Origin of the sequence: Pseudaquabacterium inlustre (assembly GCF_038066595.1) — a bacterium.
In the GTDB taxonomy this organism is placed as follows: domain Bacteria; phylum Pseudomonadota; class Gammaproteobacteria; order Burkholderiales; family Burkholderiaceae_C; genus Pseudaquabacterium; species Pseudaquabacterium inlustre.
The window spans coordinates 245,945-268,611 of the sequence record NZ_JBBUTH010000001.1; the positions used below are offsets into that span (position 1 = coordinate 245,945).

Sequence of the window (22,667 nt, forward strand, 5' to 3'; positions counted from 1 at the left end):
CAGGTCTCCTTGATGAATGGCGATGTCAGTGGGAGGCACGCTCGCTGAGCACGACCAGGGCCGGCAGCGTCTTGCCTTCGAGCAGTTCGAGGAAGGCGCCGCCGCCGGTGGAGATGGTGTCCACCTGGCCGGCGATGCCGTACTGGGCGATGGCCGCCAGCGTGTCGCCGCCACCGGCCAGGCTGTAGGCCGGGCTGGCGGCGATGGCGCGGGCGATGGTGGCCGTGCCCTGGCTGAAGGCCTCGAACTCGAACACGCCGACGGGGCCGTTCCAGACGATGGTGCCGGCGGCCTGCAGGCGCTCGGCCAGGCGGGCCGCGGTGCGCGGGCCGATGTCGAGGATCAGGTCATCGTCGGCCACCTCGGCGGCGGGCTTGATCGTGGCCACCGCGTCGGCAGCGAAGGTCTTGGCGCAGACCACATCCTCGGGAATGGGCACCTCGGCGCCGCGGGCCTTCATGGCCGCCATCACCGCACGCGCCTCGTCCAGCAGCTCCGGCTCGGCCAGGCTCTTGCCGATGGGTAGGCCGGCGGCCAGCATGAAGGTGTTGGCGATGCCGCCACCGACGATCAGGCCATCGACCTTTTCGGCCAGGTTGCGCAGGATGCTGAGCTTGGTGCTCACCTTGCTGCCGGCCACGATGGCCACCAGCGGGCGCTTCGGTGCCTGCAGCGCCCGCGTGATGCCCTCCACCTCGGCCGCCAGCAGCGGTCCGGCGCAGGCGATGGGTGCAAAGCGCGCAATGCCGTGCGTGCTGGCCTCGGCGCGGTGCGCCGTGCCGAAGGCGTCGTTGACATACAGGTCGCACAGCGCGGCCATGCGGCGGGCCAGCGCCTCGTCGTTCTTCTTCTCGCCGGGGTTGACGCGGCAGTTCTCCAGCATCACCAGCTGGCCGGGTTGCACGGCCACGCCATCCAGCCAGTTCGTCAGCAGCGGTACCTCGCAGCCCAGCAGTTCACCCAGGCGCTGCGCCACGGGCGCCAGCGAGTCCTCGGGCCGCAGTTGGCCCTCGGTGGGCCGGCCCAGGTGGCTGGTGACCATCACCGCGGCGCCGGCCTTCAGCGCCATCTGGATGCCGGGCACCGCGGCGCGGATGCGGGTGTCCTCGGTGATGCGGCCCTGGGCATCCTGCGGCACGTTCAGGTCAGCGCGGATGAACACGCGCTTGCCGCTGGCAAAGCCCGAGGCCAGCACATCGGCCAGGTGCAGCAGCTTCATCGCTCGGCTCCGCTGTTGGTGGTGCCCAGGTCGGCGCCGATCACGCGCGCCATCTCCAGCACCTTGTTCGAGTAGCCCCACTCGTTGTCGTACCAGGACACCACCTTCACGAAAGTCTTGTCGAGCGCGATGCCGGCTTCGGCGTCGAACACCGAGGTGCAGCTCTCGCCGCGGAAGTCGGTGGCCACCACCTTGTCCTCGGTGTAGCCCAGCACGCCCTTCATCGCGCCTTGACTGGCCGCCTTCATGGCCGCGCAGATCTCGGCATAGCTGGCTTCCTGGTCCAGCTCGACGGTCAGGTCGACCACCGACACGTCGCTGGTGGGCACGCGGAAGGCCATGCCGGTCAGCTTCTTGTTCAGCTCGGGGATCACCACGCCCACGGCCTTGGCGGCGCCGGTGCTGCTGGGGATGATGTTCTCCAGAATGCCGCGGCCACCGCGCCAGTCCTTGTTGCTGGGGCCGTCCACGGTCTTCTGCGTGGCGGTGGCGGCGTGCACGGTGGTCATCAGGCCGCGCCGGATGCCGAAGCTGTCGTTCAGCACCTTGGCCACCGGGGCCAGGCAGTTGGTGGTGCAGCTGGCGTTGCTGATGATGGTCTGGCCGGCGTAGGTCTTGTCGTTGACGCCGTAGACGAACATCGGCGTGTCGTCCTTGCTGGGGGCCGACATGATGACCTTCTTGGCGCCGGCCTTCAGGTGGGCTTCGGCGGTTTCCTTGGTCAGGAACAGGCCGGTGGACTCGACCACGAGGTCGGCGCCCACGTCGCCCCAGGCCAGCTCGGCCGGGTTCTTCACCGCGGTCAGGCGGATCTTCTGGCCGTTGACGATCAGGTTGCTGCCGTCGACCGAGACCTCGCCCTTGAAGCGGCCGTGCACGCTGTCGTAGGTCAGCATGTAGGCCAGGTAGTCGGGCTCCAGCAGGTCGTTGATGCCGACCACCTGGATGTCCGAGAAGTTGGCGATGGCGGCGCGGAACACCATGCGCCCGATGCGGCCGAAGCCGTTGATGCCGATGCGAAGAGTCATGGAACTGCTCGAAGGAGAATGAGAAAGGGATCAGGCGATGGCCATGCGTGGCGCGGCCTGGGGATGGAAGTCGTCGAAGTGCGCGATGAAGCCGTCGGGCGCGTCGGGGCCGGTGGCGGGCAGCTCGGCCTGCGGGTAGCCATGGCGCACCAGCCACACGCCGATGCCGGCGGCGCGCGCGGTGCGCAGGTCGGTCAGCGAATCGCCCACCAGCAAGGCCTCGTGCGGTTCGGCCTGCAAGGCCGTGAGCGCGTGCTGCACCACGCCGGGGTGCGGCTTCTTGACGTTGAGCGTGTCGCCTGCCACCACCAGGTCGAAGGCCTCGGCCAGGTCATGCCGCGCCAGCAGACGGTGCGCGAAGCCGGCCTCCTTGTTGGTCAGCACCGCTAGGCGAAAGCCTTGGGCGCGCAGCCGCGCCAGCAGCGGACGCACGCCGTCGAACACGCGGCTGTTGGTGCCGCAGCGGTCGGCATAGTCCCAGGCGAACTCGTTCCATGCGCTCAGCGCCTTGGCTGGTGGCGCGCCGGCATGGCTGAGCGCCTTGGCCAGCAGCGCCCGCGCGCCATCACCGATCCAGCCACGCACCAGGTCGGCATCCACCGGCGGCAGATCGGCACGGCGCAGCGTGAGGTTCAGCGCATCGCCGAGCTCGGGCGCGGTGTCGATCAGCGTGCCGTCGAGATCAAACAGGATGACCTTCATGCGGCGACCCGCTCGGCAATGGCCACGCGCTGGCGCACGGCCGCCATCACGCGTTCTGCCGTGAAGCCGAAGTGCGCCATCAGCTGCGGCCCGGGCGCCGAGGCGCCGAAGCTGGCGATGCCCAGCACCGCACCGGCGCGGCCGGTGTAGCGGCGCCAGCCGTCGGGGTGGCCGGCCTCCACCGCCACCACCGGCAGCGTGGGCGGCAGCACGGTGTCGCACCAGCCCTCGCCCTGGGCGTCGAAGCGCTGCGTGCAGGGCATGGACACCACGCGCACGGCCAGGCCCTCCTCGTCCATCAGGCGGCGCTGGGCTTCGAGGGCCAGGGCCACCTCGCTGCCGGTGGCCAGGATCACCGCCTTCGGTCGCTGTCCGGCCGGCGCGTCGCGCAGCACATAGCCGCCGCGGGCGATGTCGGCGCGCTGGGCCGGCGTGGCGGCCTGCGGCAGCGCCTGTCGCGACAGGATCAGCGCGCTGGGGCCGTCACCGCGGGCCAGCGCCTCGGTCCAGGCCACGGCGGTCTCCACGCCATCGGCCGGGCGCCACACATCCAGGCCGGGGATCAGGCGCAGCGAGGCGATGTGCTCGATGGGCTGGTGCGTGGGGCCGTCCTCGCCGACGCCGATGGAGTCGTGCGTGAACACCTGCACCACGCGCTGGCCCATCAGCGCGGCCATGCGGATGGCGTTGCGGCTGTAGTCGCTGAAGGTCAGGAAGGTGCCGCCGTACGGGATGAAGCCGCCGTGCAGCGCCATGCCGTTCAGCGCCGCGGCCATGCCGAACTCGCGCACGCCCCAGCTGAGGTAGTTGCCGGCGCGGCCGGGGCCGGCCTTGCGGTGGCCCTTGAAGTCGGTGAGGTTGCTGCCGGTCAGGTCGGCCGATCCGCCCAGCAGTTCGGGCAGGCCGGGCGCCAGTGCGTCGAGTGCCAGCTGCGAGGCGCGGCGCGTGGCGATGGGCTTGGCATTGGCCTCGGCCAGCGCCTGCACGGCGGCGGCGGCATGGTGCTCGTAGTCCAGGGGCAGCGCGCCCTGCTGGCGGCGGCGGAACTCGGCCGCCAGTGTCGGGTGGGCATCGGCATAGGCCGCGAAAAGCGCCTGCCATTGCGCATGGCGCTGGCCACCGGTGTCGCGCGCATCCCAGGCCTGGCGCAGGGCCGCAGGCACCTCGAAGGGTGCGGCGGTCCAGTCCAGCGCCGCCCGCAGCGCGGCGATGCCGGCCGCGCCCAGCGGCGCACCGTGCACATCCGCCGTGCCCTCGTGGCCGATGGCACCCTTGCCGATGGTGGTGCGGCAGACGATCAGTGTGGGCTTGGCACCGGGCCGGCGCGCCTGCGCCGCGGCGTGGCCGATGGCGGCATCCAGCGCGGCCAGGTCATGCCCGTCCAGCGGACCGATGACGTCCCAGCCGCAGGCGCGAAAGCGCGCCGGCGTGTCGTCGGCGAACCACTCGCCCACCTGGCCGTCGATGCTGATGCCGTTGTCGTCGTACAGCGCGATCAGCTTGCCCAAGCCCAGCGTGCCGGCCAGCGAGAGGGCCTCCTGGCTGATGCCTTCCATCAGGCAGCCATCGCCCAGCGCCACCCAGGTCAGGTGGTCGACGATGGCGAAGCCGTCGCGGTTGAACTCGGCCGCCAGCAGGCTCTCGGCCAGCGCCATGCCCACGGCATTGGCCAGGCCCTGACCCAGCGGGCCGGTGGTGGTCTCGACGCCGGGCGTGTGGCCCACCTCGGGATGGCCGGGCGTGCGGCTGCCCAGCTGGCGGAAGCGCTGGAGCTCCTCGATGGGCAGGTCATAGCCCGTCAGGTGCAGCAGGCCGTAGAGCAGCATCGACGCATGGCCGTTGCTGAGGACGAAGCGGTCGCGGTCGGGCCAGCGCGGATCGGCCGGGTCGTGCTTCAGGTGGCGGTGCCACAGCACGGTGGCGAAATCGGCCATGCCCAGCGGTGCGCCGGGGTGGCCGCTGTTGGCCTGCTGCACGGCATCGGCGGCCAGCACGCGCAGCGCATTGGCCATGCGGCGCAGCTGCGGGATGTCGGCGCCCGTGGCGGCCGGCAGGTGTTCGGGGGCGTTCATGATGGGTCTCCTCGGTGTCCGGGCGGCGCGTTCACTGCGCCTTGCGCTTGAGATCCATCAGCCGCAGGATCATCGGCGTGAAGATCAGCTGCATGGCCAGGCCCATCTTGCCGCCCGGCACCACGATGGAGTTGGGCCGCGTCATCCACGAGCCGTGCAGCATCGACATCAGGTACGGGAAGTCGATGCCGCGCGGCTTGGCGAAGCGGATCACCACCATCGACTCATCGGCCGTGGGGATGTCCTTGGCGATGAACGGATTGCTGGTGTCCACCGTGGGCACGCGCTGGAAGTTGACATGCGTGCGGCTGAACTGCGGGCACAGGTGGTTCACGTAATCGGGCATGCGGCGCAGGATGGTGTCCACCACCGCCTCCTGGCTGTAGCCGCGCAGCGTCTGGTCGCGGTGCAGCTTCTGGATCCACTCCAGATTGATGATGGGCACCACGCCAACCAGCAGATCCACATGGCGCGCCACGTCCACGCCGGCATGCTCGCCCTGGCCCACGTAGCCACCGTGCAGGCCCTCGTAGAACAGCAGGTCGCTGCCCGGCGCCATGTCCACCCAGGGCGTGAAGGTGCCGGGCTCGCCGCCCAGCGCCTTGGCCTCGTCGGCATCGTGGATGTACTTGCGCACCTGGCCGCCGCCGGTCTCACCGTAACGCGCGAACGTGGCGTCCAGCTCGGCCAGCAGGTTGCTTTCGGGGCCGAAGTGGCTGATGCGCGGGCCCTCGCCGGCATCGGCCGCGCGCACACGCTCGCGCATGGCCTGGCGGTCAAAGCGGTGGAAGGAATCGCCCTCGACCACCTGGGCCTGGATGCCCTCGCGGCGGAAGATGTGGGCGAAGCTCTTCATCACCGTGGTGGTGCCTGCGCCGCTGCTGCCGGTGATCGCGATGATCGGGTGCCTCTGAGACATGTTTGCTCCTGATTTGATGAAGGGGCTCAGGCCGGCTGCTGCGCCCGGTACAGCGAGCGCTCGTTGAACAGCGGTGACTCGAAGGGCTGGTCGGTGCCGCGGTCGTGCTCGGCGTGGTAGCGCTCGATGCGCTCGACCTCGTGGCGCGAGCCCAGGATCAGCGGCACGCGCTGGTGCAGGCCGTCGGGGGCCAGATCCATGATGCGGGCGCGGCCGGTGCTGGCGCTGCCGCCGGCCTGCTCCACCAGCCAGGCCATCGGGTTGGCCTCGTACATCAGGCGCAGGCGGCCGGCCTTCGTCGGATCCTTGGTGTCGCGCGGGTAGAGGTAGACGCCGCCGCGCATCAGGATGCGGTGGGTGTCGGCCACCATGCAGGCGATCCAGCGGGTGTTGAAGTCGCGCCCGCGCTCGCCCGCGCGGCCGGCCTGGCATTCGGCGATGTAGCGCGCCACCGGCGGCTCCCAGAAGCGCGCGTTGCTGGTGTTGATCGCGAACTCGCTGCTGTCCTCGGGGATGGTCAGATCCGGATGCGTGAGGATGAAGTTGCCGATCTCGCGGTCCAGCGTGAAGCCGTGCGTGCCGCGGCCCACGGTCAGCACCAGCATCGTGGCCGGGCCGTAGATGGCATAGCCCGCGGCCACCTGGCGGCTGCCGGGCTGCAGGTAGTCGGCCTCGGCGGGCGCGGCCTCGCCGTCGTGGCGCAGCACCGAGAAGATGCTGCCCACCGAGGCGTTGACGTCGGTGTTCGACGAGCCGTCCAGCGGGTCGTAGACCAGCAGGTAGCGGCCGCGCGAGAACTCCGCGGGGATGGGCAGCGGGTGCTCGTGCTCCTCGCTGGCCAGGCCGGCCAGCAGGCCGCCCCACTCGCAGCTGCGTACGATGGCCTCGTCGGCCAGCACGTCGAGCTTCTTCTGCTGCTCGCCCTGCACGTTCTCGTTGTCGATGGCGCCCAAGTAGGCGCCGAGCGCGCCCTTGGCGGTCATCGCGGCAATGGCCTTGACGGCGGCGGCCACATCGACCAGCAGCGCGCCCAGGTCGCTGGCATCGGGCATGTCGTGCAACTGCTGGATCAAAAACTTCGACAGCGTGGTGCGTCCGAGGTGCATGGGAAATCCTTGGAACTTCAGGGGGGTGTCAGGTGGATGCGGCGAACACCCGGCTGGCGCGGATGTCGTCGGCGGTGATCGTGGTCAGTGCATCGCGGTCGAGCACGCGCTCGGCATCGGCGAACAGGCGCGAGGCCTGGCGCAGCCGCGCGCGGTCGAGCGCGTTGCGCACGCTGCGCGCATTGGCAAAGTGCGGCTGCGTGATGCGGCGCGCGATGTACTCGGCGAACGCGCCCTCGGCCGCCGCATCGAAGCGGTAGTGCTGGCCGTGCAGCAGGCGCAGCGCGATCTGCAGCAGCTCAGGCGGGCTGTAGTCCGGAAAGTCGAGGTGGTGCGCGATGCGCGAGCGCAGGCCGGGGTTGCTGTGGAAGAAGGTGTCCATGCGGTTGCCGTAGCCGGCCAGGATCACCACCAGGTCGTCGCGCTGGTTCTCCATGGTCTGCAACAGGATCTCGATGGCCTCCTGGCCGTAGTCGCGCTCGTTCTCGGGGCGATACAGCGTGTAGGCCTCGTCGATGAACAGCACGCCGCCCATGGCCTTTTTCAGCACCTCGCGGGTCTTGGGCCCGGTGTGGCCGATGTAGCTGCCCACCAGATCGTCACGGGTCACGGCCACCAGGTGGTCGCGCCGCACATAGCCCAGGCGGTGCAGCAGCGTGGCCATGCGCAGCGCCACGGTGGTCTTGCCGGTGCCGGGGCGGCCGGTGAAGGCCATGTGCAGCGTGGGCGAGGTCGTCGTCAAGCCCTGTCCCAGCCGCAGCCGGTCGATCACCAGCAGCGCGGCGATGTCGCGGATGCGGGCCTTGACCGGCGCCAGGCCGACGAGCTCGGTGTCCAGTTCATCCAGCACGGCCTGCACCTGGCTGCCGGCCATGACCTCGGCCACGGTGCGGGGGGCTGGCGCGACAGCAGGCGCATCGGCCGGCGCCGGAGTCGTGGCCGCAGGCACGGTGGTGCCTGGGATGGAATACAGCGGTGCGCCCATGGTGCTCGTCGCCTCGATGCAGCCGTGATGTGGACGCTCAGACGCCGGTGTAGCGCTCGGCCTCGGGGCGGTCGGTGGCGTACGAGTGCACGGTGGTGCGCATCGTGCGGCCGGCCACTTCCTGGCGCGCCAGGCCGAAGCCGGGCTCCACCGCCGGGCGGTTGACGATGAAGCTCATCGTGATCGACTCGACGCCGCGGGTCGAATCGAAGGCCATCAGGCGGATGTAGTGGCGCGGAAACGCGGCGCGGCACGCGTTCATCTCCTGCAGCACACCGGCGGCGTCCTGCAGGTCGAACATGGGCATGCCGTACATCTCCCAGTACGTGTTGCGGGGATGCGGGTCGTCGGTGTATTCCACGCTCCAGGCGTAGCCCTTGTTCAGGCCGTACTGGATCTGGGCCGCGATCTCTTCGTTCGTGAGATCGGGCAGGAAGCTGAACTGGCCCTGGGTGAGGCGGCCGGTGGGGTTGGTCATCATGGTTGGGTTCTCCTGTTCAGGAATTCGTTATTGCTTGCTGATGTCTGCACGAGTCACAGGCGGCTGGGGTGGCGTACTCCGCTCATGTCCTCTGCCGCCGGCCATAGGCCGGCGGCTCCCCCTTTACTTCGCTCCGCACGCCACCCCATCCACCTGTGCAGCACCATCCCCGCACGCCGAGGGCATGCCACGGTGGTGCCGGAGCGGGACGGCAGGGGGCTTCCCAGAGCGAAGTAAAGGAGGAGCCGAATGCCGAAGGCGTTCGGCGGGGGACATGAGCGGCGGGAAGCCCCCTGGCGGCCCGCTCAAGCGCAGGTCATCGCAAGCAGAAGAGCAATCTCAAGCAGCAACCGCAGGGGTCACCGCAAAGTCGCTGGTATCCGTGCTCGCATAGTTGAAGGACACGTCCTTCCACGTCTCCAACGCCTGCTTCAGCGGCGTGCAGAAGCGCGCAGCGGCTTGAAGAATCTCCGGACCTTCGGATGCAATGTCACGGCCCTCATTGCGCGCCTTCACCATGCACTCCAAGGCCACACGGTTGGCCACCGCACCCGCCTGGATGCCCGCCGGGTGGCCGATGGTGCCGCCGCCGAACTGCAGGATCACGTCGTCGCCGAACAGGTCGATCAGCTGGTGCATTTGGCCGGCATGGATGCCGCCCGAGGCCACCGGCATCACCTTGCGCAGGTCCGCCCAGTCCTGGTCGAAGAACAGGCCGCGGGACAGGTCCTGCTTCGTGTAGCTGTCTCGGCACACGTTGTAGTAGCCCTGCACCGTCATCGGATCGCCTTCGAGCTTGCCGACTGCCGTGCCCGTGTGCAGATGGTCCACGCCCGCCAGGCGCAGCCATTTGGCCATCACGCGGAAGCTCACGCCGTGATTCTTCTGCCGCGTGTAGGTGCCGTGGCCGGCGCGGTGCATGTGAACGATCATGTCGTTCTTGCGCGCCCAGTTGGCAATGCTCTGGATCGCGCTCCAGCCGATGATCAGGTCGACCATGATCACCACGCTGCCCAGTTCCTTGGCGAACTCGGCGCGCTCGTAGATGTCTTCCATCGTCGCGCCGGTCACGTTCAGGTAGCTGCCCTTGACCTCACCGGTGGCGGCGCTGGCCTTGTTGACGCCTTCCATCACGTACAGGAAGCGGTCACGCCAGTGCATGAAGGGCTGCGAGTTGATGTTCTCGTCGTCCTTCATGAAGTCCAGGCCACCCTTCAGCCCTTCGTAGATCACACGGCCGTAGTTGCGACCGGAGAGCCCCAGCTTCGGCTTGGTGGTCGCGCCCAGCAGCGGGCGGCCGAACTTGTCCAGGCGCTCGCGCTCCACCACCAGGCCGGTGGGCGGACCGCGGAAGGTCTTCACCAAGGCCACCGGCATGCGGATGTCTTCCAGCCGGGCCGCCTTCAGCGGCTTGAAGCTGAACACGTTGCCGATCAGGCTGGCCGTGATGTTGGCGATCGAGCCCTCTTCGAACAGGATGATGTCGTAGGCCACCCAGGCGAAGTACTCGCCGGGCCGGCCGGGCACGGCTTCCACCTTGTAGGCCTTGGCGCGGTAGCTGTCGCAGGCGGTCAGGCGGTCGGTCCACACCACCGTCCAGGTGGCGGTGCTGCTCTCACCGGCCACGGCCGCCGCGGCCTCGATCGGGTCCACCCCCTCCTGCGGCGTGATGCGGAACAGGCACAGCGTGTCGGTGTCCTTGGGCGCGTAGTCGGCGTCCCAGTAGCCCATCTGGCGGTACTTCAGCACGCCGGCGCTGTAGCGCTTTTTCTGGTCGGTGATCTGGCCCTCGGCGGCGGCGGGCGCCAGCGTGGCAGCGGTGTTCGGTGCGTTCATCGGGTGTCTCCGGTGGGCAGTGGGGGTGCGTTGGAACGCACTCTAAAAACCGGAATGGATAAGCACCAGTCAAACTTGCTTGCCTTTGACTTCAGCTTTTGCTTAAATCAGGGTGAACCCTAGATCCCTGGTCATGAACATCACCTTCCGTCAGTTGCGCGTGTTTGCCGAGGTCGCCCGCAGCGGCAGCGTGCAGCGTGCGGCCGAGGCGCTGCACCTCACGTCGCCGGCGGTGTCGATGGCGGTCAAGGAGTTGGAGGGCCAGGTCGGCATGCCGCTGTTCGACCGCGGCAGCCGCAAGCTCGTCCTGTCGACGGCGGGCGAGTACTTCCTGGTCTACGCCCGGCGCCTGCTGGCCACGCTGAAGGAGGCCGAGGACGCGATGGCGCGCTTCACGCGCATCGAGACCGGCCTGCTGACCGTGGGCATGGTCAGCTCGGCCAAGTACTTCCTGCCGGCGCTGCTGGCCGAGTTCCACCGCGAGCACCCGGCCGTGGAGGTGCGGCTCAAGCTGGGCAACCGCGAGCAGCTGGCCGCGATGATGGCCGCCAACGAGGTGGACTTGGCCATCATGGGCCGCCCGCCCAAGGAGTTTCCGAACCGCGCCGAGCCCTTCGCCATGCACCCGCATGTGCTGATCACGGCGCCCGAGCACCCCTTCACCGCGCTGGAGACCGTGCCCGCCGCCGCGCTGGCGCGTGAGCCCTTCATCGTGCGCGAGGCCGGCTCGGGCACCCGCGCGGCGCTGGAGGAATACCTCGACACCCACCACCTCAAGCCCATGGTGGTGATGGAAATCGACTCCACCGAGGCCATCAAGCAGGCCGTGATGGCCGGCCTGGGCGTGGCGCTGGTGTCGCTGCACACCATCGGCCTGGAATGGCGCAACGGCCTGGTGGCCGCGCCGGCCGTCGAAGGCCTGCCGCTGATGCGCCGCTGGCATGTGGTCAACACCGCCGCCAAGCTGCTCTCGCCCGCCGCTGAAGCGTTGCGCTATTTCGTGCTCGAACACGGCGAGGCCCGGCTGGCCGCGATGTTCGGCGACGACGCGCCGCAGGTGCTGTGAGACCACCGACCGGCACGACCCAATTTCCCACCTCCGAGCCCCGCCCATGACCACCGACCCGAGCACCACCTCGCACGGCGTGCCCTTTCCGCCACGCGATCTGCTGGCCCTGCACCAGGAGCTGCACGCCCGCCCCGCCCTGCCCACACGGCCCACCTGCGTGGTGTCGTCGTGGGTGCATGCCGGCATGAGCGCCGAGCGGGCCGAGGCCGCGCTGGCCACGCTGTGCCTGGCCTGCGGCAGCACGCCACCGGCACCCGACGCGCGCCACCATGTGCTGCACGCGCCCGGCTTCGCGCTGAAGCTGGAGCGGCATGGCGAGTTCGTGAGCTTCCAGCTCAACCGCCCGCTGCCCGACATCGCGGCGGCCGGAAACGAGCCCGACGACGCCACGCTGTCGGCCCTGCTGCAGAGCGCCAGCGCGCTGCCGGTGCTGCCCGACGCCTTCGTGGCCCTGCTGTCGGGCGAGGGCGCCGGCCGCCTGGTGGCCGCCAGCCATGTGCTGCTGATCGACGCCCGCGAGCACGAGGCCATGCTGGGCCGCTGCCAGGCCTTGCTGAAGGCCCAGGCCGGCGGCGGCCAGGACGATGCCGCCACGCTGGCCGGCGCCTGGATCGGTGATGGCCAGCGCGGCGCCCTGCTCACCCACCTGCGCCTGGGCACCGACGGCTTCACGCGCTTCGTGCTGCTGGACTTCGGCCTGCCGCTCGACCAGGCCGCGCGCGAGGCCCAGCGCCTGGGTGAGATCGAGGCCTACCGCATGCTGGCGATGATGGGCTTCCCGGTCGCGCAGCAGGAGGCCGCGCTGCTGGGCGAACTGGAGCGCACGCTGCAGGGCACCGTGGACGCCATGGCCAACGACCGCAGCGCCGACGACACGCAGGCCTTCGAGACCCTCACCCGCCTGGCCGCCGAGGTGGAGCACAGCACGGCGCGCACGCGCTACCGCTTCTCGGCCACGCGGGCCTACCACCGCATCGTCGAGCGCCGCCTGGCCGATCTGCGCGAGCAGCGCATCCCCGGCGTGCAGACGCTCTCGGGCTTCCTGTCGCGCCGGTTCACGCCGGCCATGGCGCTGTGCGAAAGCACCGATGGTCGGCTGACCGACATCGCTGAGCGCATCAACCGCGCCACCAGCCTGGCGCGCGTGCGCATCGAGGTGCGGCGTGAAGAGGGCAACCAGGAGCTGCTGCGCGCGCTCGCCACACGCCAGAAGCAGCAGCTGCAGCTGCAGCAGACGGTGGAAGGCCTGTCGGTGGTGGCCATCAGCTACTACGCGCTGGGCCTGGTGGGCTACCTGGCCAAGGCCGCCAAGGTGCTGCCGGTGCTGGAGCCGCTGCACCTGCAGCCCGACCTGGTGGTGGGCCTGGCGGCCCTGCCCATCGTGGCCGGCGTCGCGTGGTTCGTGCAGAAGTTACGCAAGCACCTCGAATGACCGGAACGGCCCCCGCGAATGGGTGGTGCCACCCCCTGCTCACGGGCTGCGCGCGCCTTGAGCCTGCCATGTAACGGATCGATACTGCCCTACATGGAAAGTATTTCGACACCCCGCCGGTCCGGTCTGCCCTGGGCAGCCAACCTCGCCACGCTGGCCGTGGTGGTGGTGACCACGTGGTGGTCGGGTGCCCAGCGCCCGGCCCCGGCGTCCACGGCCCAGGTCGAACAGGCTGCGCAGCCGCAGCCCGGCGCCCTGCCCGCGCAGCAGCCGGCCCATGCCGCGCAACCGCCCGCAGCCGAGCCGCTGCCGCTGCGCGTCAAGGCCGACGGTGCTGCGGCCACCGGCGCCACGGTGGCCCAGGCCACGCTGCTGGGCGGCAGCCTCGCCGCCAGCCCGCTGCAGCCGGTGGCCTTCAAGGCCCTGACGCGCTGATCATCCCCCCAGGCCGGTCACGGCCCGGTACCGACAGGGGCGCTGCGGCGCCCCTGGTCGTTTCTGCCGCTCAGATGGCGCAGCTGACCGGCTGGGCCCCCAGCACCTGGGCCAGCACCGCGGGCGCCAGACCCACCAGGTAGCCGCGCCGGCCACCGTTGATCAGGATGCGCTCGAGCGCCATCACGCTGGCCTCCACGTACACCGGCACGCCGGCGCGCTTGAAGCCGAAGGGCGAGGTGCCGCCGACCAGGTAGCCGCTGTGGCGCTGCGCCTCCTCGGGCTTGCAGGGCTCCACGCCCTTGGCGCCGATCGCCCGCGCCAGGTTCTTGGTGCTCACCTGCTTGTCGCCGTGCATCAGGATGATCAGCGGCTCGCTGCGTTCGTTCTTCATCACCAGCGTCTTCACCACCGCATGCTCGGGCCAGCCCAGCTGCTTGGCCGATTCGGCCGTGCCGCCGTGGTCCACGTAGTCGTAGACATGCTCGGTGAAATCCACCCCGGCCTGGCGCAGCAACGCGGTGGCCGGGGTCTCGCTGACGTGTTTGTCCTTCTTCGCCACGTGGCGCTCCCAAACGGAGGAGCCGGACGAGCGCCCGGCCGCCCGAAGCCGGCCGGCCGACCCGCCCGGCGGGTGGCCCCGCGTCACCGCGGGGCCGGGTGCTTCATTCACTGCGCGGGGTCGCGGAGTTCCCAGCGGATCTTGTCGACAGCGGCCAGCAACTCGGGGGACAGCTGCACGTTCCAGGCGTCCAGGCACTCGTCGAGCTGGGCCACGCTGGTCACGCCGATGATGGTGCTGGCCACGCGCCAGCTGCGGTAGCAGAAGGCCAGCGCCAGCTGCGTGGGTGTCAGGCCGTGCTCGCGCGCCAGGGCGTTGTAGCGGCGGGCGGCGGTCAGCGTGTCGGCTCGCGCCCAGCGCTGCGCGCGCATGCTTTCGAATTTGGCCAGCCGGCCCAGCTGCGGCTGCGCGGGGTCGAAGCCCGGGCCGTCGTACTTGCCGGTCAGCGCCCCGAAGCCCAGCGGCGAGTAGGCCAGCAGGCCCACGCCGGTGCGGTGCAGCACCTCGTCCAGACCGTTGTCGAGCGAGCGGTTCACCAGCGCATAGGGGTTCTGCACGGTGGCCACGCGCGGCAGGCCATGCTGCTCGGCCAGGCGCAGAAATTCCATCAAGCCCCACGGCGTCTCGTTCGACAGGCCGATGTGGCGCACCTTGCCCGCCTTCACCAGGCCGGCCAGGGCCTGCAGCTGGTCGTGGATGGACGTGAATTCGCGGTCCTTGGACGGGTCGAAGTAGATCGCGCCGAAGGCCGGCGCGTTGCGGTTCGGCCAGTGGATCTGGTAGAGGTCGATCACCTCGGTGCGCAGGCGCTTCAGGCTGTCGTCGCAGGCGGCCACGATGTGCTCGGGCTTCAGGTCGGCGGCGCCGTCGCGGATCCAGGGCATGCCACGCGACGGACCGGCCACCTTGGTGGCCAGCACCAGCTTCTGGCGCGCCCCGGGGCGGGCGTCGAACCAGCGGCCGAGGATGGTCTCGGTGGCGCCAAAGGTCTCGCGCCGCGCCGGCACGGCGTACATCTCGGCGGTATCGATGAAATTGATGCCGCGCTCGCGTGCGCGGTCGAGGATGGTGAAGGCGGTGGCCTCGTCGACCTGCTCGCCGAAGGTCATGGTGCCGAGGCAGATCTGGGTGACGCGCAGATCGCTGCCGCCGAGTTGCGTGAAGTCCATGGAAGAGCCCGAAGGGTTGTCGTGGATCGGTGCACGCGCCGCGGCGGATGCACCAGGAAGGCTGCGCCGCGCAGTGTGCCGCATGCCACGGTGGCGGCCGTCGCGGCGGCGACGCAAGCTCGGTCCGTGCCCCTCGCGGGCGGGCCATCCACAGACCTGCGCATGCATCTCGCTGGACGATCAATGTTTATTGTTTTACAGTAATTTCATCATGCCTGACGTGAAACTCAATCCTGTGGTGACGCCGGTCTTCCCGACCGATGCCTTGCGCTGGCGCGTGGGCACGGTGCGGGCGCTGGTGCTGCTGGGCGCCGTGGCGGCGCCCTTGTTGACGCTGGTGCTGTGGACCTCCGACGACTGGCTGCGCGCCGTGGCGCCGCAGCTCACCGGTCTGGCCGCCGACACCCGCTTCACCATCGACGACCGCGCCCGTGCCTGGGGTGCCGCGGCTTCGCTGCCGGTGCTGGCCCTGGTGCTGTGGACGCTGTGGCGGCTGTGGCAGCTGTTCGGTGAATACGCCCGCGGCCAGGTGTTCAGCCGTGCCGCGCTGGGCCACCTGCGCGGCTTTGCCCGCGGCCTGCTGGCGCTGGGCCTGGCGGGCCCGTTGCTGCGCACCGCCGTGGCGCTGGCCCTCACCGTCGGCAACCCGCCTGGGCAGAAGCTGCTGGTGCTGAGCATCGACCTGTCCGACTACGCGCAGATGCTGGTCGGCGCGGTGCTGCTGACCATCGCCGCGGTGATGGACCATGCCGCCGCGCTGGCCGAAGACAACGCCGGCTTCGTGTGACGCGGCCCGCCGCTCGGAGCTGACGCATGCCCATCGTCGTGCACCTGGACGTGATGCTGGCGCGGCGCAAGATGCGCTCGCGCGAGCTGGCCGAGCGCATCGGCATCACCGAGCAGAACCTGTCGCTGCTCAAGAGCGGCAAGGTGCGCGGCGTGCGCTTCGACACGCTGGCGCGCATCTGCGCGGTGCTGCAGTGCCAGCCGGGTGATCTGCTGGGCTGGGAGCCTGGGCCGCAGGACGCTGCCGAGCCGGCGTCCGGCCCCGAGCCCGACCCGGAGCCCGACCACGCGTGAAGCCGCCCCGCCACCGCGCGCTGGGCCTGCTGGTGCTGGCCCTGCACCTGGGCCTGGGGCTGAGCCTGCACCTGGCGCTGCGGCGCCCACCCGCCACACCCGCCACACCCACCCGCCCGGGGCCGGTGCATGTGTGGATCTCGCCGCCGGCAGCCCGACCCGAGCCACCAGCGCCCGCGCCGGTTCGCCCGTCGCCGGCCGCGCTGCGGGCCGCGATCCCGGAGCCACCGGCGCTGCGCACGCGGCCTGATCGCGAGGTGGCGGCCCAGGCCATCACCCTGCCCGTGCCGACGGCTGCAGCGGCCGCATCCGCCAGCCCCACCGCCACTGCCACCACCACGACCACCACCGCCGCGACACCGGCCACGCCATCCGCCTCGGCCCCCTTGAACCTGGCGCTGCCTGCGCGCCCGGCCTCGGCCCCGCTGCCCTCCGGCTGGGCGCGTGACGACCCGCGCGTGCACAGCCCGCCGTTGAATGGCGACGAACGCATGGCGCGCGCATTGGGCACCGACACCACGCTGCGCACCGTGCGCCGGGGCGATGGCTTCGAGCTGCGGCGCGGCAACGGCTGCGTGCAGGTGCAGCCCAGCCGCGCCGGCCAGATCCTGCCGGCCGACAGCAGCGCACCGCGGCCCTCGCTGGTGGGCAGTTGCTGAGGCGGCTTCAGCCGGTGGCCACCACCGCATCCGGCTGGGCGCACCACTCGCTCCACGACCCGGGATAGAGCGTGGCGCCGGCCAGGCCGGCCGCCTGCAGCGCCAGCAGGTTGTGGCAGGCCGTGACGCCGGAGCCGCACTGCATCACCAGCGCATCGGGCGTGTGGCCGGCCAGCAGCGCCTGCCATTCGGCGCGCAGCGTGTCGGCTGGCTTGAAGCAGCCGTCGGCGCCCAGGTTCAGCCGGAAGAAGCGGTTCAACGCACCGGGAATGTGGCCACCCACGGGATCGAGCGTCTCGTTCTCGCCGCGGAAGCGGTCGGCCGCGCGGGCATCGACGATCAGCCGGCCCGGCGTGCCCAGACTGGCGCGCAAGGTGGCGTAATCCAGCGTGGCCTGCAGCGGCTCGCGCAGCGCGAACGCGGGTTGCGCCGCCAGCGTGCGGGCCGGGCCGCTGTTCAGCGCGCCACCGGCCGCCTGCCAGGCGCCGATGCCACCATCGAGCACCTGCACGTCGGCATGGCCCAGCCAGCGCAGCATCCACCAGGCGCGCGCGGCGTACATGGCGCCGGCCTGGTCGTAGGCCACGATCGGCAGGTCGTCGCGCAGCCCGCGCGCCGCCAGCGTGGCGGCAAAGGTCTCGCGTGTGGGCAGCGGGTGGCGGCCGTTGCGGCCGGTCTTGGCGCTGGACAGGTCGCGGTCCAGGTGCAGGCGGATGGCGCCCGGCAGGCGGGCCTGCTGGTGCAGCCGCTCGCCGGCGGCGGGATCGGCCAGGTCGAAGCTGCAGTCGACGATCTGCACGGGCGTGCCGGCAGCCAGCCGGGCCTGCAGTTCAGCGGCGGAAATCAGGGGCGAGGTGGACATGGCGACAAGCGGCTCCCGCGGCGGTGTGATGCCCGCCATCATCGCCCAACCACCCTCCGGCGCCGCGTATTACCGCAGGAAGTCGGCCATCGCGGCCGCCAGGGCCTGCGGCTGGTCATGGTGCAGCATGTGGCCGGCACCGGGCAGCAGACATTCGCGCACGTCGCGCACCTGGGCCAGGCGTTGACGGAACTCGGCCAGCGTGTAGCGGCCGTTCCAGAACTTCTCGGGCGTGGATTCGCCGCCCTGCACCCACAGCGTGGGCGCGGTGATGGCCGCCCAGGTGGCCATGGCATCGGCCGCGCGATAGGGCACCGGGTTGACGCGGCGGTGCGCGGCATCGGCCCGCAGCTGCCACTGGCCGTCGGGCTGGCGCTCGGCCCAGTGCGCGGCCAGCCATTCGGCGCGGTCGGCCGGCAGGCGCGGGTTGTTCTGGCGCAGGCGCTGCGCCACGTCGGCCAGGCTGGCATAGGGCTTCAGGCGTTGCGGCGTCTTCAGCTCGTCCAGCCACTGCGCCAGCCGGCCGGGCGCCTGCGCGGGCGGCAGGTCGGGCAGGCCGAAGCCTTCCAGGTTCACCAGGCGGCGGATGCGCTGCGGGCGCACGCCGGCATAGGTCATGGCCACGTTGCCGCCCATGCTGTGGCCAATCAGGTCCACCGGCACGTCGGATGACAGCGCATCGAGCAAGCCGTCCAGATCGCCCACATAGTCGGGGAACCAGTAGGCATCGGTGCCGGGCGGTGGCAGCGTGCGGCCGAAGCCGCGCCAGTCGGGTGCGATCACGCAGGCCTCGTCACCCAGCGCATGCAGCGCATCGACGACGAACTGGAACGAGGCCCCCACGTCCATGAAGCCATGGGCCATCACGCGCAGCGGCACGCCGGGCTGCGGCTCGCCCCATTGCAGCAGGTGGATCTGCAGCCCGCGCACCGGCACGAAGCGGCTGCGGGCATGGCGCAAGGCCTGGTAGGGCGTGGGGCTGGGGGCGGGGCTCATCGGCGCGCACTGTAGGCGGCGGCCGGGCCGGCGGCTGTCGCTGCGCCGACAGGCCCCGATGCCAGAATGGCCCGCATGAGCCTCGAACCCGCCCACGCCTTCACCCTGCGCCCGGCCGAGCCGCGCGACGTGCCCGCCATCGTGGGCCTGATCACCGAGCTGGCCGAGTTCGAATCGCTCACGCATCTGCTGCAGGTGACGCCCGAGACCCTGCACCCGCACCTGTTCGGCGAGCGGCCGGTGGTGGAAAGCGTGGTGGCCGAAGTGCCCGGCGCGACGGCGGGCGCAACGGCTGGCGAAGTGCCGCGGGTGGTGGCCTTCGCCCTGTTCTTCACCAACTTCTCCACCTTCCTGGCCAGGCCGGGCCTGTACCTGGAAGACCTGTACGTGCAGCCGGCGCAGCGCGGGCTGGGCATCGGCCGTGCGCTGCTGCAGCACCTGGGTGCACTGGCGGTGGCGCGTGGCTATGGCCGCTTCGAATGGAGCGTGCTCGACTGGAACGTCAACGCCATCGGCTTCTACGAGAAGATGGGCGCCACGGTGATGCCCGACTGGCGCATCTGCCGCGTGGCGGGCGAGGCACTGCAGGGCTTTGAACGGAAGATTTAGCCCGCCGCCAGCATCACCAGCATCTCGGGCGAGATGCCCGACTGCAGCATCTGTCCGCTGATCACGGCCTGGATGGCATAGCCCTTGATCGAGGTGTCGCGACGCAAGGGCTGGCGCAGCGGTGTGCCGCTGGGCGTGCTCATCACCGCCACCACCGGCGTGGTGACGGTGGGGCCGCGGCGCACCACCAGGCCGCACTCGCCCGACACCAGGCGCACATAGCAACCCGGCGGGTAGACGCCGAACTCCTTGACCAGCGCGGCGGTCATCGGGTGGCCGGGGTCCTGCATGAACATCTGCCGTCCGGCCTGGTCGGCGGCCATGGCCTGGCGGCTGCCGCGCGGGCTGAGCTTGGCGGTGTAGATGTCGGCGCGGCGCACCAGGTCGGCGGTGTCGCAGATGCTGCGCGCGCCGCTGGGGTAGCCGCTGCCATCGGGCACCTCGTGGTGCTCGGCCACGGCGCGCAGCCACTCGGCATCGCTCACGCCGCTGAGCTCGAGCATCAGGCGGCTGAAATCGGGGTGGGCGCGGATCGCGTCGCGCTGCTCGTCGGTCAGCGGCGTGCTCTGCTGGGCCAGTTCGCCCTGCAGCTCCAGCATCGAGATGTTCATCGTCAGCGCCACCTTGAAGGCGCGCTGCGCATCGTCGGCCGCCCAGCCCAGGCGCTGGGCCACCAGCAGCGCGGTGATGGCCGCGTGCATCGAGCGGTTCACGCCGTACTGCGCCATCGCGTTGCCCTCCTGGCGCAGCACCTGGAAGATGGCCAGGTCGCGGTCGCGCTCGATCAGCGTCACCACGGTGGGTGTGGCGGCGTCCAGCGCGTCGACGAAGGCCTCGTCACCGGCGGCGTGGCGCAGCGTCTCGCCCAGGTGGTACAGGCTGCGGTTCCACAGGCCGGGCAGTTCGTGCGGCTTGGCACGCCGCGCCTCGGCGGCGGGGTCGGCCAGCTCGGCGATGTCCACCAGCGCGCCCCGCTCGAACAGCGCGCACATCTGTTCGTAGTTCTCGACCAGCTGGCCGCGCGCCAGCAGCAGCGTGCGGTCGGCGTCGTACACGTTGAACGGCAGCGACGCTGCGATCGCCACGCGATGCTTGAACTGCGACAACGGGGAAAACTGCACGGTGGCGGGAGCGGTGGACTGCATGGGACGGCTCGCTGTGAGGACTATCAGAACTGATAGAAGTGACCTGCTTGGGGGCGTTATCGGGTCAGGCCAGCGGGACTTGAGGGGAACCCTCAATCGGTTGCAGGTGAAATCCGCAAAAAGTGAAAGGGTCAACTCCACCACAATGGCAGGCCATGAGTGCGCCCACCGACCGCCATGCCGCCCTGCACGCCAGCTTCCGCTGGCAGGTGCCGGCGCAGTTCAACATCGCCGAGGCCTGCTGCGGCCGCTGGGCCCGGCGCACGCCGCGCGCGGTGGCCATCCGCTGGCAGCGTGAGAACGGCGAGCGCGGCAGCCTCAGCTACGGCCAGCTGCAGCGCCAGGCCAACCGCCTGGCCCATGCCCTGGCACGGCGCGGCGTGGCGCGCGGCGACCGCGTGGCCATCGTGATGCCGCAGCGCGTGGAAACTGCCGTGGCGCACATGGCCGTGTACCAGCTGGGCGCGGTGGCCATGCCGCTGTCGATGCTGTTCGGCCCCGAGGCGCTGGAGTACCGGCTGCGCGACAGCGGCGCGCGGGCAGCCATCGTCGACGAAAGCGCCATCGCCAACCTGCGCGCCGCGCGGCCGGCCTGCCCCGCGCTGGCCTGCGTGATCGCGGTGGGCCAGGCCACCGGCCAGGGCGACATGGACTGGGCCCCGGCGCTGGCCGCCGAGCCCGACCGCCACGACCCGGTCGTGACCGGCGCCGACGACCCCGCGGTGCTGATCTACACCAGCGGCACCACCGGCCCGCCCAAGGGCGCGCTGATCCCGCACCGGGCGCTGATCGGCAACCTGTCGGGCTTCGTCTGCAGCCAGAACTTCTTTCCGCAGGACGACGCGGTGTTCTGGAGCCCGGCCGACTGGGCCTGGACCGGCGGCCTGATGGACGCGCTGCTGCCCACGCTGTACTTCGGCCGGCCCATCGTCGCGTACCAGGGCCGCTTCGACCCCGAGCGCGCGCTGGCGCTGATGGCCGAGTACAAGGTGACCCACAGCTTCCTGTTCCCCACCGCGCTGAAGGCCATGATGAAGGCCGTGCCGGAACCCAGGCAACGCTTCAGGCTGCGGCTGCGCGCGGTGATGAGCGCCGGCGAGGCGGTGGGCGACGCGGTGTTCGCCTGGTGCCAGCAGGCGCTGGGCGTCACGGTCAACGAGATGTTCGGCCAGACCGAGATCAACTACATCGTCGGCAACTGCACCCGCAGCCTCGATGCCCAGGGCCGCCTCGCCCCCGGCTGGCCCGCCAAGCCCGGCAGCATGGGCCGCGCCTACCCCGGACACCGCGTGGCGGTGATCGATGACGACGGCCGCGAATGCCCGCGCGGCACGCCCGGCGACGTGGCCGTGCACCGGCTGGACGTGCATGGCCAGCCCGACCCGGTGTTCTTCCTGGGCTACTGGAACAATCCGCAGGCCACCGCCGCCAAGTTCACCGGCGACCCGGCCGATTCATGGTGCCGCACCGGCGACACCGCCGTGATGGATGCCGACGGCTACCTCTGGTACCAGGGCCGCAGCGACGACGTGTTCAAGGCCGCCGGCTACCGCATCGGCCCCAGCGAGGTGGAGAACTGCCTGGTCAAGCACCCGGCCGTGGCCAACGCCGCCGTGGTGCCCAAGCCCGACGCCGCGCGCGGCGCCGTGGTCAAGGCCTATGTGGTGCTGTCGCCGGGCTTCAGCGGCGACACTGGCCTGGTCGAGGCGCTGCAGCAGCACGTGAAAGGCCGGCTGGCGCCGTATGAATACCCGAAGGAGATCGAGTTCATCGACGCGCTGCCGATGACCACCACCGGCAAGGTGCAGCGGCGGGTGCTGCGGCTGCAGGAAGAAGATCGCGCGCGGGCGGCAACAGCCGGCCGCTGAACCTGGCTCAGGCAGAGGCGAAGGGGTTCTCGACCAGCAATTTGCCCAGGCGCCGGCCGGCCTGGAAGTCCTCGCTGCACAGGCGGGCGCAGCCGCTGACCATGGCCGCCTGCGCGATCAGCGCGTCGTAGAACGACAACCCGTGGGTGACATGCAAGTCCAGCGCGGCCTGGATCAGGTCCGGCGTGGTCGGCACCACCTCGAAGCCGGCGTAGAAGGCCAGCCTCTCGCGCACCAGCGCCGGCGGCAGGCCCAGTTTGCGCAGCGCCACATTGGCGAATTCCTGCAGCACCTGGGTGGACAGCAGGCCCTCGCCGGCCAGGCGCAACTCGCAGATCAGGGCCAGCGCGCGGGTCTGCTTGGCCGGCTCATCACCGGCATCGGCGTAGACCAGCACGTTGGTGTCGATGAAGCTGCGCATGAGAGCTGGCGG

23 protein-coding genes are annotated in these 22,667 nt (G+C 70.6%); 8 read left to right on the forward strand and 15 right to left on the reverse strand.

Translation table 11 applies throughout. The annotated features are described in order from the left end of the window. Positions 1-25: 25 nt before the first annotated feature. From AACH10_RS01195 to AACH10_RS01235, 9 genes are all read right to left on the reverse strand, one after another. A complete protein-coding gene (locus AACH10_RS01195) occupies positions 26-1,219 on the reverse strand; it encodes a phosphoglycerate kinase (protein ID WP_341408520.1) in 1,194 nt (397 codons plus the stop codon). Beyond that, on the reverse strand, positions 1,216-2,247 hold the full coding sequence (gene gap / locus AACH10_RS01200) for a type I glyceraldehyde-3-phosphate dehydrogenase (RefSeq protein WP_341408521.1): 1,032 nt from the start codon (positions 2,245-2,247) through the stop codon (positions 1,216-1,218). Before gap ends, AACH10_RS01195 begins: the two co-directional genes overlap by 4 nt. A gap of 30 nt (positions 2,248-2,277) precedes the next feature. Further along, entirely contained in the window at positions 2,278-2,949 is a 672-nt protein-coding gene (locus AACH10_RS01205) for an HAD-IA family hydrolase (protein WP_341408522.1), read from the reverse strand. Continuing rightward, positions 2,946-5,021: a transketolase gene (gene tkt / locus AACH10_RS01210; protein ID WP_341408523.1), complete on the reverse strand. Its 2,076-nt coding sequence runs from the start codon at positions 5,019-5,021 to the stop codon at positions 2,946-2,948. The genes AACH10_RS01205 and tkt overlap by 4 nt, the downstream gene beginning before the upstream one ends. A 31-nt stretch (positions 5,022-5,052) precedes the next feature. Next, positions 5,053-5,940 (reverse strand): phosphoribulokinase, encoded by an 888-nt coding sequence (locus AACH10_RS01215; RefSeq protein ID WP_341408524.1) that lies wholly within the window; start codon positions 5,938-5,940, stop codon positions 5,053-5,055. A gap of 26 nt (positions 5,941-5,966) precedes the next feature. Next, a complete protein-coding gene (locus AACH10_RS01220) occupies positions 5,967-7,046 on the reverse strand; it encodes a class 1 fructose-bisphosphatase (protein WP_341408525.1) in 1,080 nt (359 codons plus the stop codon). Between the two features lie 28 nt (positions 7,047-7,074). After that, on the reverse strand, positions 7,075-8,031 hold the full coding sequence (cbbX, locus tag AACH10_RS01225) for a CbbX protein (protein WP_341408526.1): 957 nt from the start codon (positions 8,029-8,031) through the stop codon (positions 7,075-7,077). 37 nt (positions 8,032-8,068) lie between these two features. After that, entirely contained in the window at positions 8,069-8,512 is a 444-nt protein-coding gene (locus AACH10_RS01230) for a ribulose bisphosphate carboxylase small subunit (RefSeq protein ID WP_341408527.1), read from the reverse strand. A 339-nt stretch (positions 8,513-8,851) separates the two neighbouring features. Beyond that, positions 8,852-10,348, reverse strand: a complete 1,497-nt coding sequence (locus AACH10_RS01235; protein WP_341408528.1) for a form I ribulose bisphosphate carboxylase large subunit — start codon at positions 10,346-10,348, stop codon at positions 8,852-8,854. A gap of 133 nt (positions 10,349-10,481) precedes the next feature. On the opposite strand from AACH10_RS01235, the gene AACH10_RS01240 reads away from it, so the two are divergent. From AACH10_RS01240 to AACH10_RS01250, 3 genes are all read left to right on the forward strand, one after another. Further along, on the forward strand, positions 10,482-11,414 hold the full coding sequence (locus AACH10_RS01240) for a LysR family transcriptional regulator (RefSeq protein ID WP_341408529.1): 933 nt from the start codon (positions 10,482-10,484) through the stop codon (positions 11,412-11,414). A gap of 46 nt (positions 11,415-11,460) precedes the next feature. Continuing rightward, positions 11,461-12,849: a DUF3422 domain-containing protein gene (locus AACH10_RS01245; protein WP_341408530.1), complete on the forward strand. Its 1,389-nt coding sequence runs from the start codon at positions 11,461-11,463 to the stop codon at positions 12,847-12,849. 93 nt (positions 12,850-12,942) lie between these two features. Continuing rightward, positions 12,943-13,284 carry a hypothetical protein gene (locus AACH10_RS01250; RefSeq protein ID WP_341408531.1) on the forward strand — a complete coding sequence of 114 codons (342 nt, stop codon included), beginning with the start codon at positions 12,943-12,945 and terminating at the stop codon, positions 13,282-13,284. A gap of 70 nt (positions 13,285-13,354) precedes the next feature. On the opposite strand, the gene AACH10_RS01255 is transcribed toward AACH10_RS01250, so the two are convergent. Both AACH10_RS01255 and AACH10_RS01260 read right to left on the reverse strand, forming a co-directional pair. Continuing rightward, positions 13,355-13,846, reverse strand: coding sequence for an aminoacyl-tRNA deacylase (locus AACH10_RS01255; RefSeq protein ID WP_341408532.1), 492 nt, complete (start codon positions 13,844-13,846; stop codon positions 13,355-13,357). Positions 13,847-13,953: 107 nt separating this feature from the next. Further along, positions 13,954-15,015, reverse strand: a complete 1,062-nt coding sequence (locus AACH10_RS01260) for an aldo/keto reductase (RefSeq protein ID WP_341408533.1) — start codon at positions 15,013-15,015, stop codon at positions 13,954-13,956. A 220-nt stretch (positions 15,016-15,235) separates the two neighbouring features. On the opposite strand from AACH10_RS01260, the gene AACH10_RS01265 reads away from it, so the two are divergent. Genes AACH10_RS01265 through AACH10_RS01275 form a run of 3 tightly spaced genes read left to right on the forward strand, consistent with a single transcriptional unit; the run spans position 15,236 to position 16,754 of the window. Further along, positions 15,236-15,802: a DUF2975 domain-containing protein gene (locus tag AACH10_RS01265; protein WP_341408534.1), complete on the forward strand. Its 567-nt coding sequence runs from the start codon at positions 15,236-15,238 to the stop codon at positions 15,800-15,802. Between the two features lie 26 nt (positions 15,803-15,828). Continuing rightward, on the forward strand, positions 15,829-16,095 hold the full coding sequence (locus AACH10_RS01270; RefSeq protein ID WP_341408535.1) for a helix-turn-helix domain-containing protein: 267 nt from the start codon (positions 15,829-15,831) through the stop codon (positions 16,093-16,095). After that, a complete protein-coding gene (locus AACH10_RS01275; protein ID WP_341408536.1) occupies positions 16,092-16,754 on the forward strand; it encodes a hypothetical protein in 663 nt (220 codons plus the stop codon). Before AACH10_RS01270 ends, AACH10_RS01275 begins: the two co-directional genes overlap by 4 nt. A gap of 7 nt (positions 16,755-16,761) precedes the next feature. Here the strand turns inward: AACH10_RS01275 and AACH10_RS01280 are convergent, their stop codons facing one another. Beyond that, a complete protein-coding gene (locus AACH10_RS01280; RefSeq protein WP_341408537.1) occupies positions 16,762-17,616 on the reverse strand; it encodes a sulfurtransferase in 855 nt (284 codons plus the stop codon). 69 nt (positions 17,617-17,685) lie between these two features. After that, complete coding sequence (locus AACH10_RS01285) at positions 17,686-18,612, reverse strand: alpha/beta fold hydrolase (protein WP_341408538.1); 927 nt, start codon at positions 18,610-18,612, stop codon at positions 17,686-17,688. Positions 18,613-18,687: 75 nt separating this feature from the next. Here AACH10_RS01285 and AACH10_RS01290 point away from each other — a divergent pair, with 75 nt between their 5' ends. Next, positions 18,688-19,221: a GNAT family N-acetyltransferase gene (locus AACH10_RS01290; RefSeq protein WP_341408539.1), complete on the forward strand. Its 534-nt coding sequence runs from the start codon at positions 18,688-18,690 to the stop codon at positions 19,219-19,221. Here AACH10_RS01290 and AACH10_RS01295 read toward each other — a convergent pair. Next, positions 19,218-20,366, reverse strand: a complete 1,149-nt coding sequence (locus AACH10_RS01295; RefSeq protein ID WP_341408540.1) for an HD-GYP domain-containing protein — start codon at positions 20,364-20,366, stop codon at positions 19,218-19,220. The two genes, AACH10_RS01290 and AACH10_RS01295, sit on opposite strands and share 4 nt — an antisense overlap. A gap of 155 nt (positions 20,367-20,521) precedes the next feature. On the opposite strand from AACH10_RS01295, the gene AACH10_RS01300 reads away from it, so the two are divergent. Further along, positions 20,522-22,234 (forward strand): acetate--CoA ligase, encoded by a 1,713-nt coding sequence (locus AACH10_RS01300; protein ID WP_341408541.1) that lies wholly within the window; start codon positions 20,522-20,524, stop codon positions 22,232-22,234. Between the two features lie 7 nt (positions 22,235-22,241). Here AACH10_RS01300 and AACH10_RS01305 read toward each other — a convergent pair whose 3' ends face one another. Beyond that, positions 22,242-22,655 (reverse strand): PIN domain-containing protein, encoded by a 414-nt coding sequence (locus tag AACH10_RS01305; RefSeq protein WP_341408542.1) that lies wholly within the window; start codon positions 22,653-22,655, stop codon positions 22,242-22,244. Positions 22,656-22,667 lie beyond the last annotated feature (12 nt).

Bases quoted from the DNA above. Each gene is read 5' to 3' on its own strand.
- AACH10_RS01215 (WP_341408524.1), bottom strand. From the start codon at position 5,940: ATGTCTCAGAGGCACCCGATCATCGCGATCACCGGCAGCAGCGGCGCA.
- AACH10_RS01285 (WP_341408538.1), bottom strand. From the start codon at position 18,612: ATGAGCCCCGCCCCCAGCCCCACGCCCTACCAGGCCTTGCGCCATGCC.
- AACH10_RS01205 (WP_341408522.1), bottom strand. From the start codon at position 2,949: ATGAAGGTCATCCTGTTTGATCTCGACGGCACGCTGATCGACACCGCG.
- AACH10_RS01220 (WP_341408525.1), bottom strand. From the start codon at position 7,046: ATGCACCTCGGACGCACCACGCTGTCGAAGTTTTTGATCCAGCAGTTG.
- AACH10_RS01235 (WP_341408528.1), bottom strand. From the start codon at position 10,348: ATGAACGCACCGAACACCGCTGCCACGCTGGCGCCCGCCGCCGCCGAG.
- AACH10_RS01240 (WP_341408529.1), top strand. From the start codon at position 10,482: ATGAACATCACCTTCCGTCAGTTGCGCGTGTTTGCCGAGGTCGCCCGC.
- AACH10_RS01270 (WP_341408535.1), top strand. From the start codon at position 15,829: ATGCCCATCGTCGTGCACCTGGACGTGATGCTGGCGCGGCGCAAGATG.
- AACH10_RS01300 (WP_341408541.1), top strand. From the start codon at position 20,522: ATGAGTGCGCCCACCGACCGCCATGCCGCCCTGCACGCCAGCTTCCGC.
- AACH10_RS01290 (WP_341408539.1), top strand. From the start codon at position 18,688: ATGAGCCTCGAACCCGCCCACGCCTTCACCCTGCGCCCGGCCGAGCCG.
- AACH10_RS01280 (WP_341408537.1), bottom strand. From the start codon at position 17,616: ATGTCCACCTCGCCCCTGATTTCCGCCGCTGAACTGCAGGCCCGGCTG.
- AACH10_RS01260 (WP_341408533.1), bottom strand. From the start codon at position 15,015: ATGGACTTCACGCAACTCGGCGGCAGCGATCTGCGCGTCACCCAGATC.
- AACH10_RS01250 (WP_341408531.1), top strand. From the start codon at position 12,943: ATGGAAAGTATTTCGACACCCCGCCGGTCCGGTCTGCCCTGGGCAGCC.
- AACH10_RS01245 (WP_341408530.1), top strand. From the start codon at position 11,461: ATGACCACCGACCCGAGCACCACCTCGCACGGCGTGCCCTTTCCGCCA.
- tkt (WP_341408523.1), bottom strand. From the start codon at position 5,021: ATGAACGCCCCCGAACACCTGCCGGCCGCCACGGGCGCCGACATCCCG.
- AACH10_RS01295 (WP_341408540.1), bottom strand. From the start codon at position 20,366: ATGCAGTCCACCGCTCCCGCCACCGTGCAGTTTTCCCCGTTGTCGCAG.
- cbbX (WP_341408526.1), bottom strand. From the start codon at position 8,031: ATGGGCGCACCGCTGTATTCCATCCCAGGCACCACCGTGCCTGCGGCC.
- AACH10_RS01195 (WP_341408520.1), bottom strand. From the start codon at position 1,219: ATGAAGCTGCTGCACCTGGCCGATGTGCTGGCCTCGGGCTTTGCCAGC.
- gap (WP_341408521.1), bottom strand. From the start codon at position 2,247: ATGACTCTTCGCATCGGCATCAACGGCTTCGGCCGCATCGGGCGCATG.
- AACH10_RS01305 (WP_341408542.1), bottom strand. From the start codon at position 22,655: ATGCGCAGCTTCATCGACACCAACGTGCTGGTCTACGCCGATGCCGGT.
- AACH10_RS01230 (WP_341408527.1), bottom strand. From the start codon at position 8,512: ATGATGACCAACCCCACCGGCCGCCTCACCCAGGGCCAGTTCAGCTTC.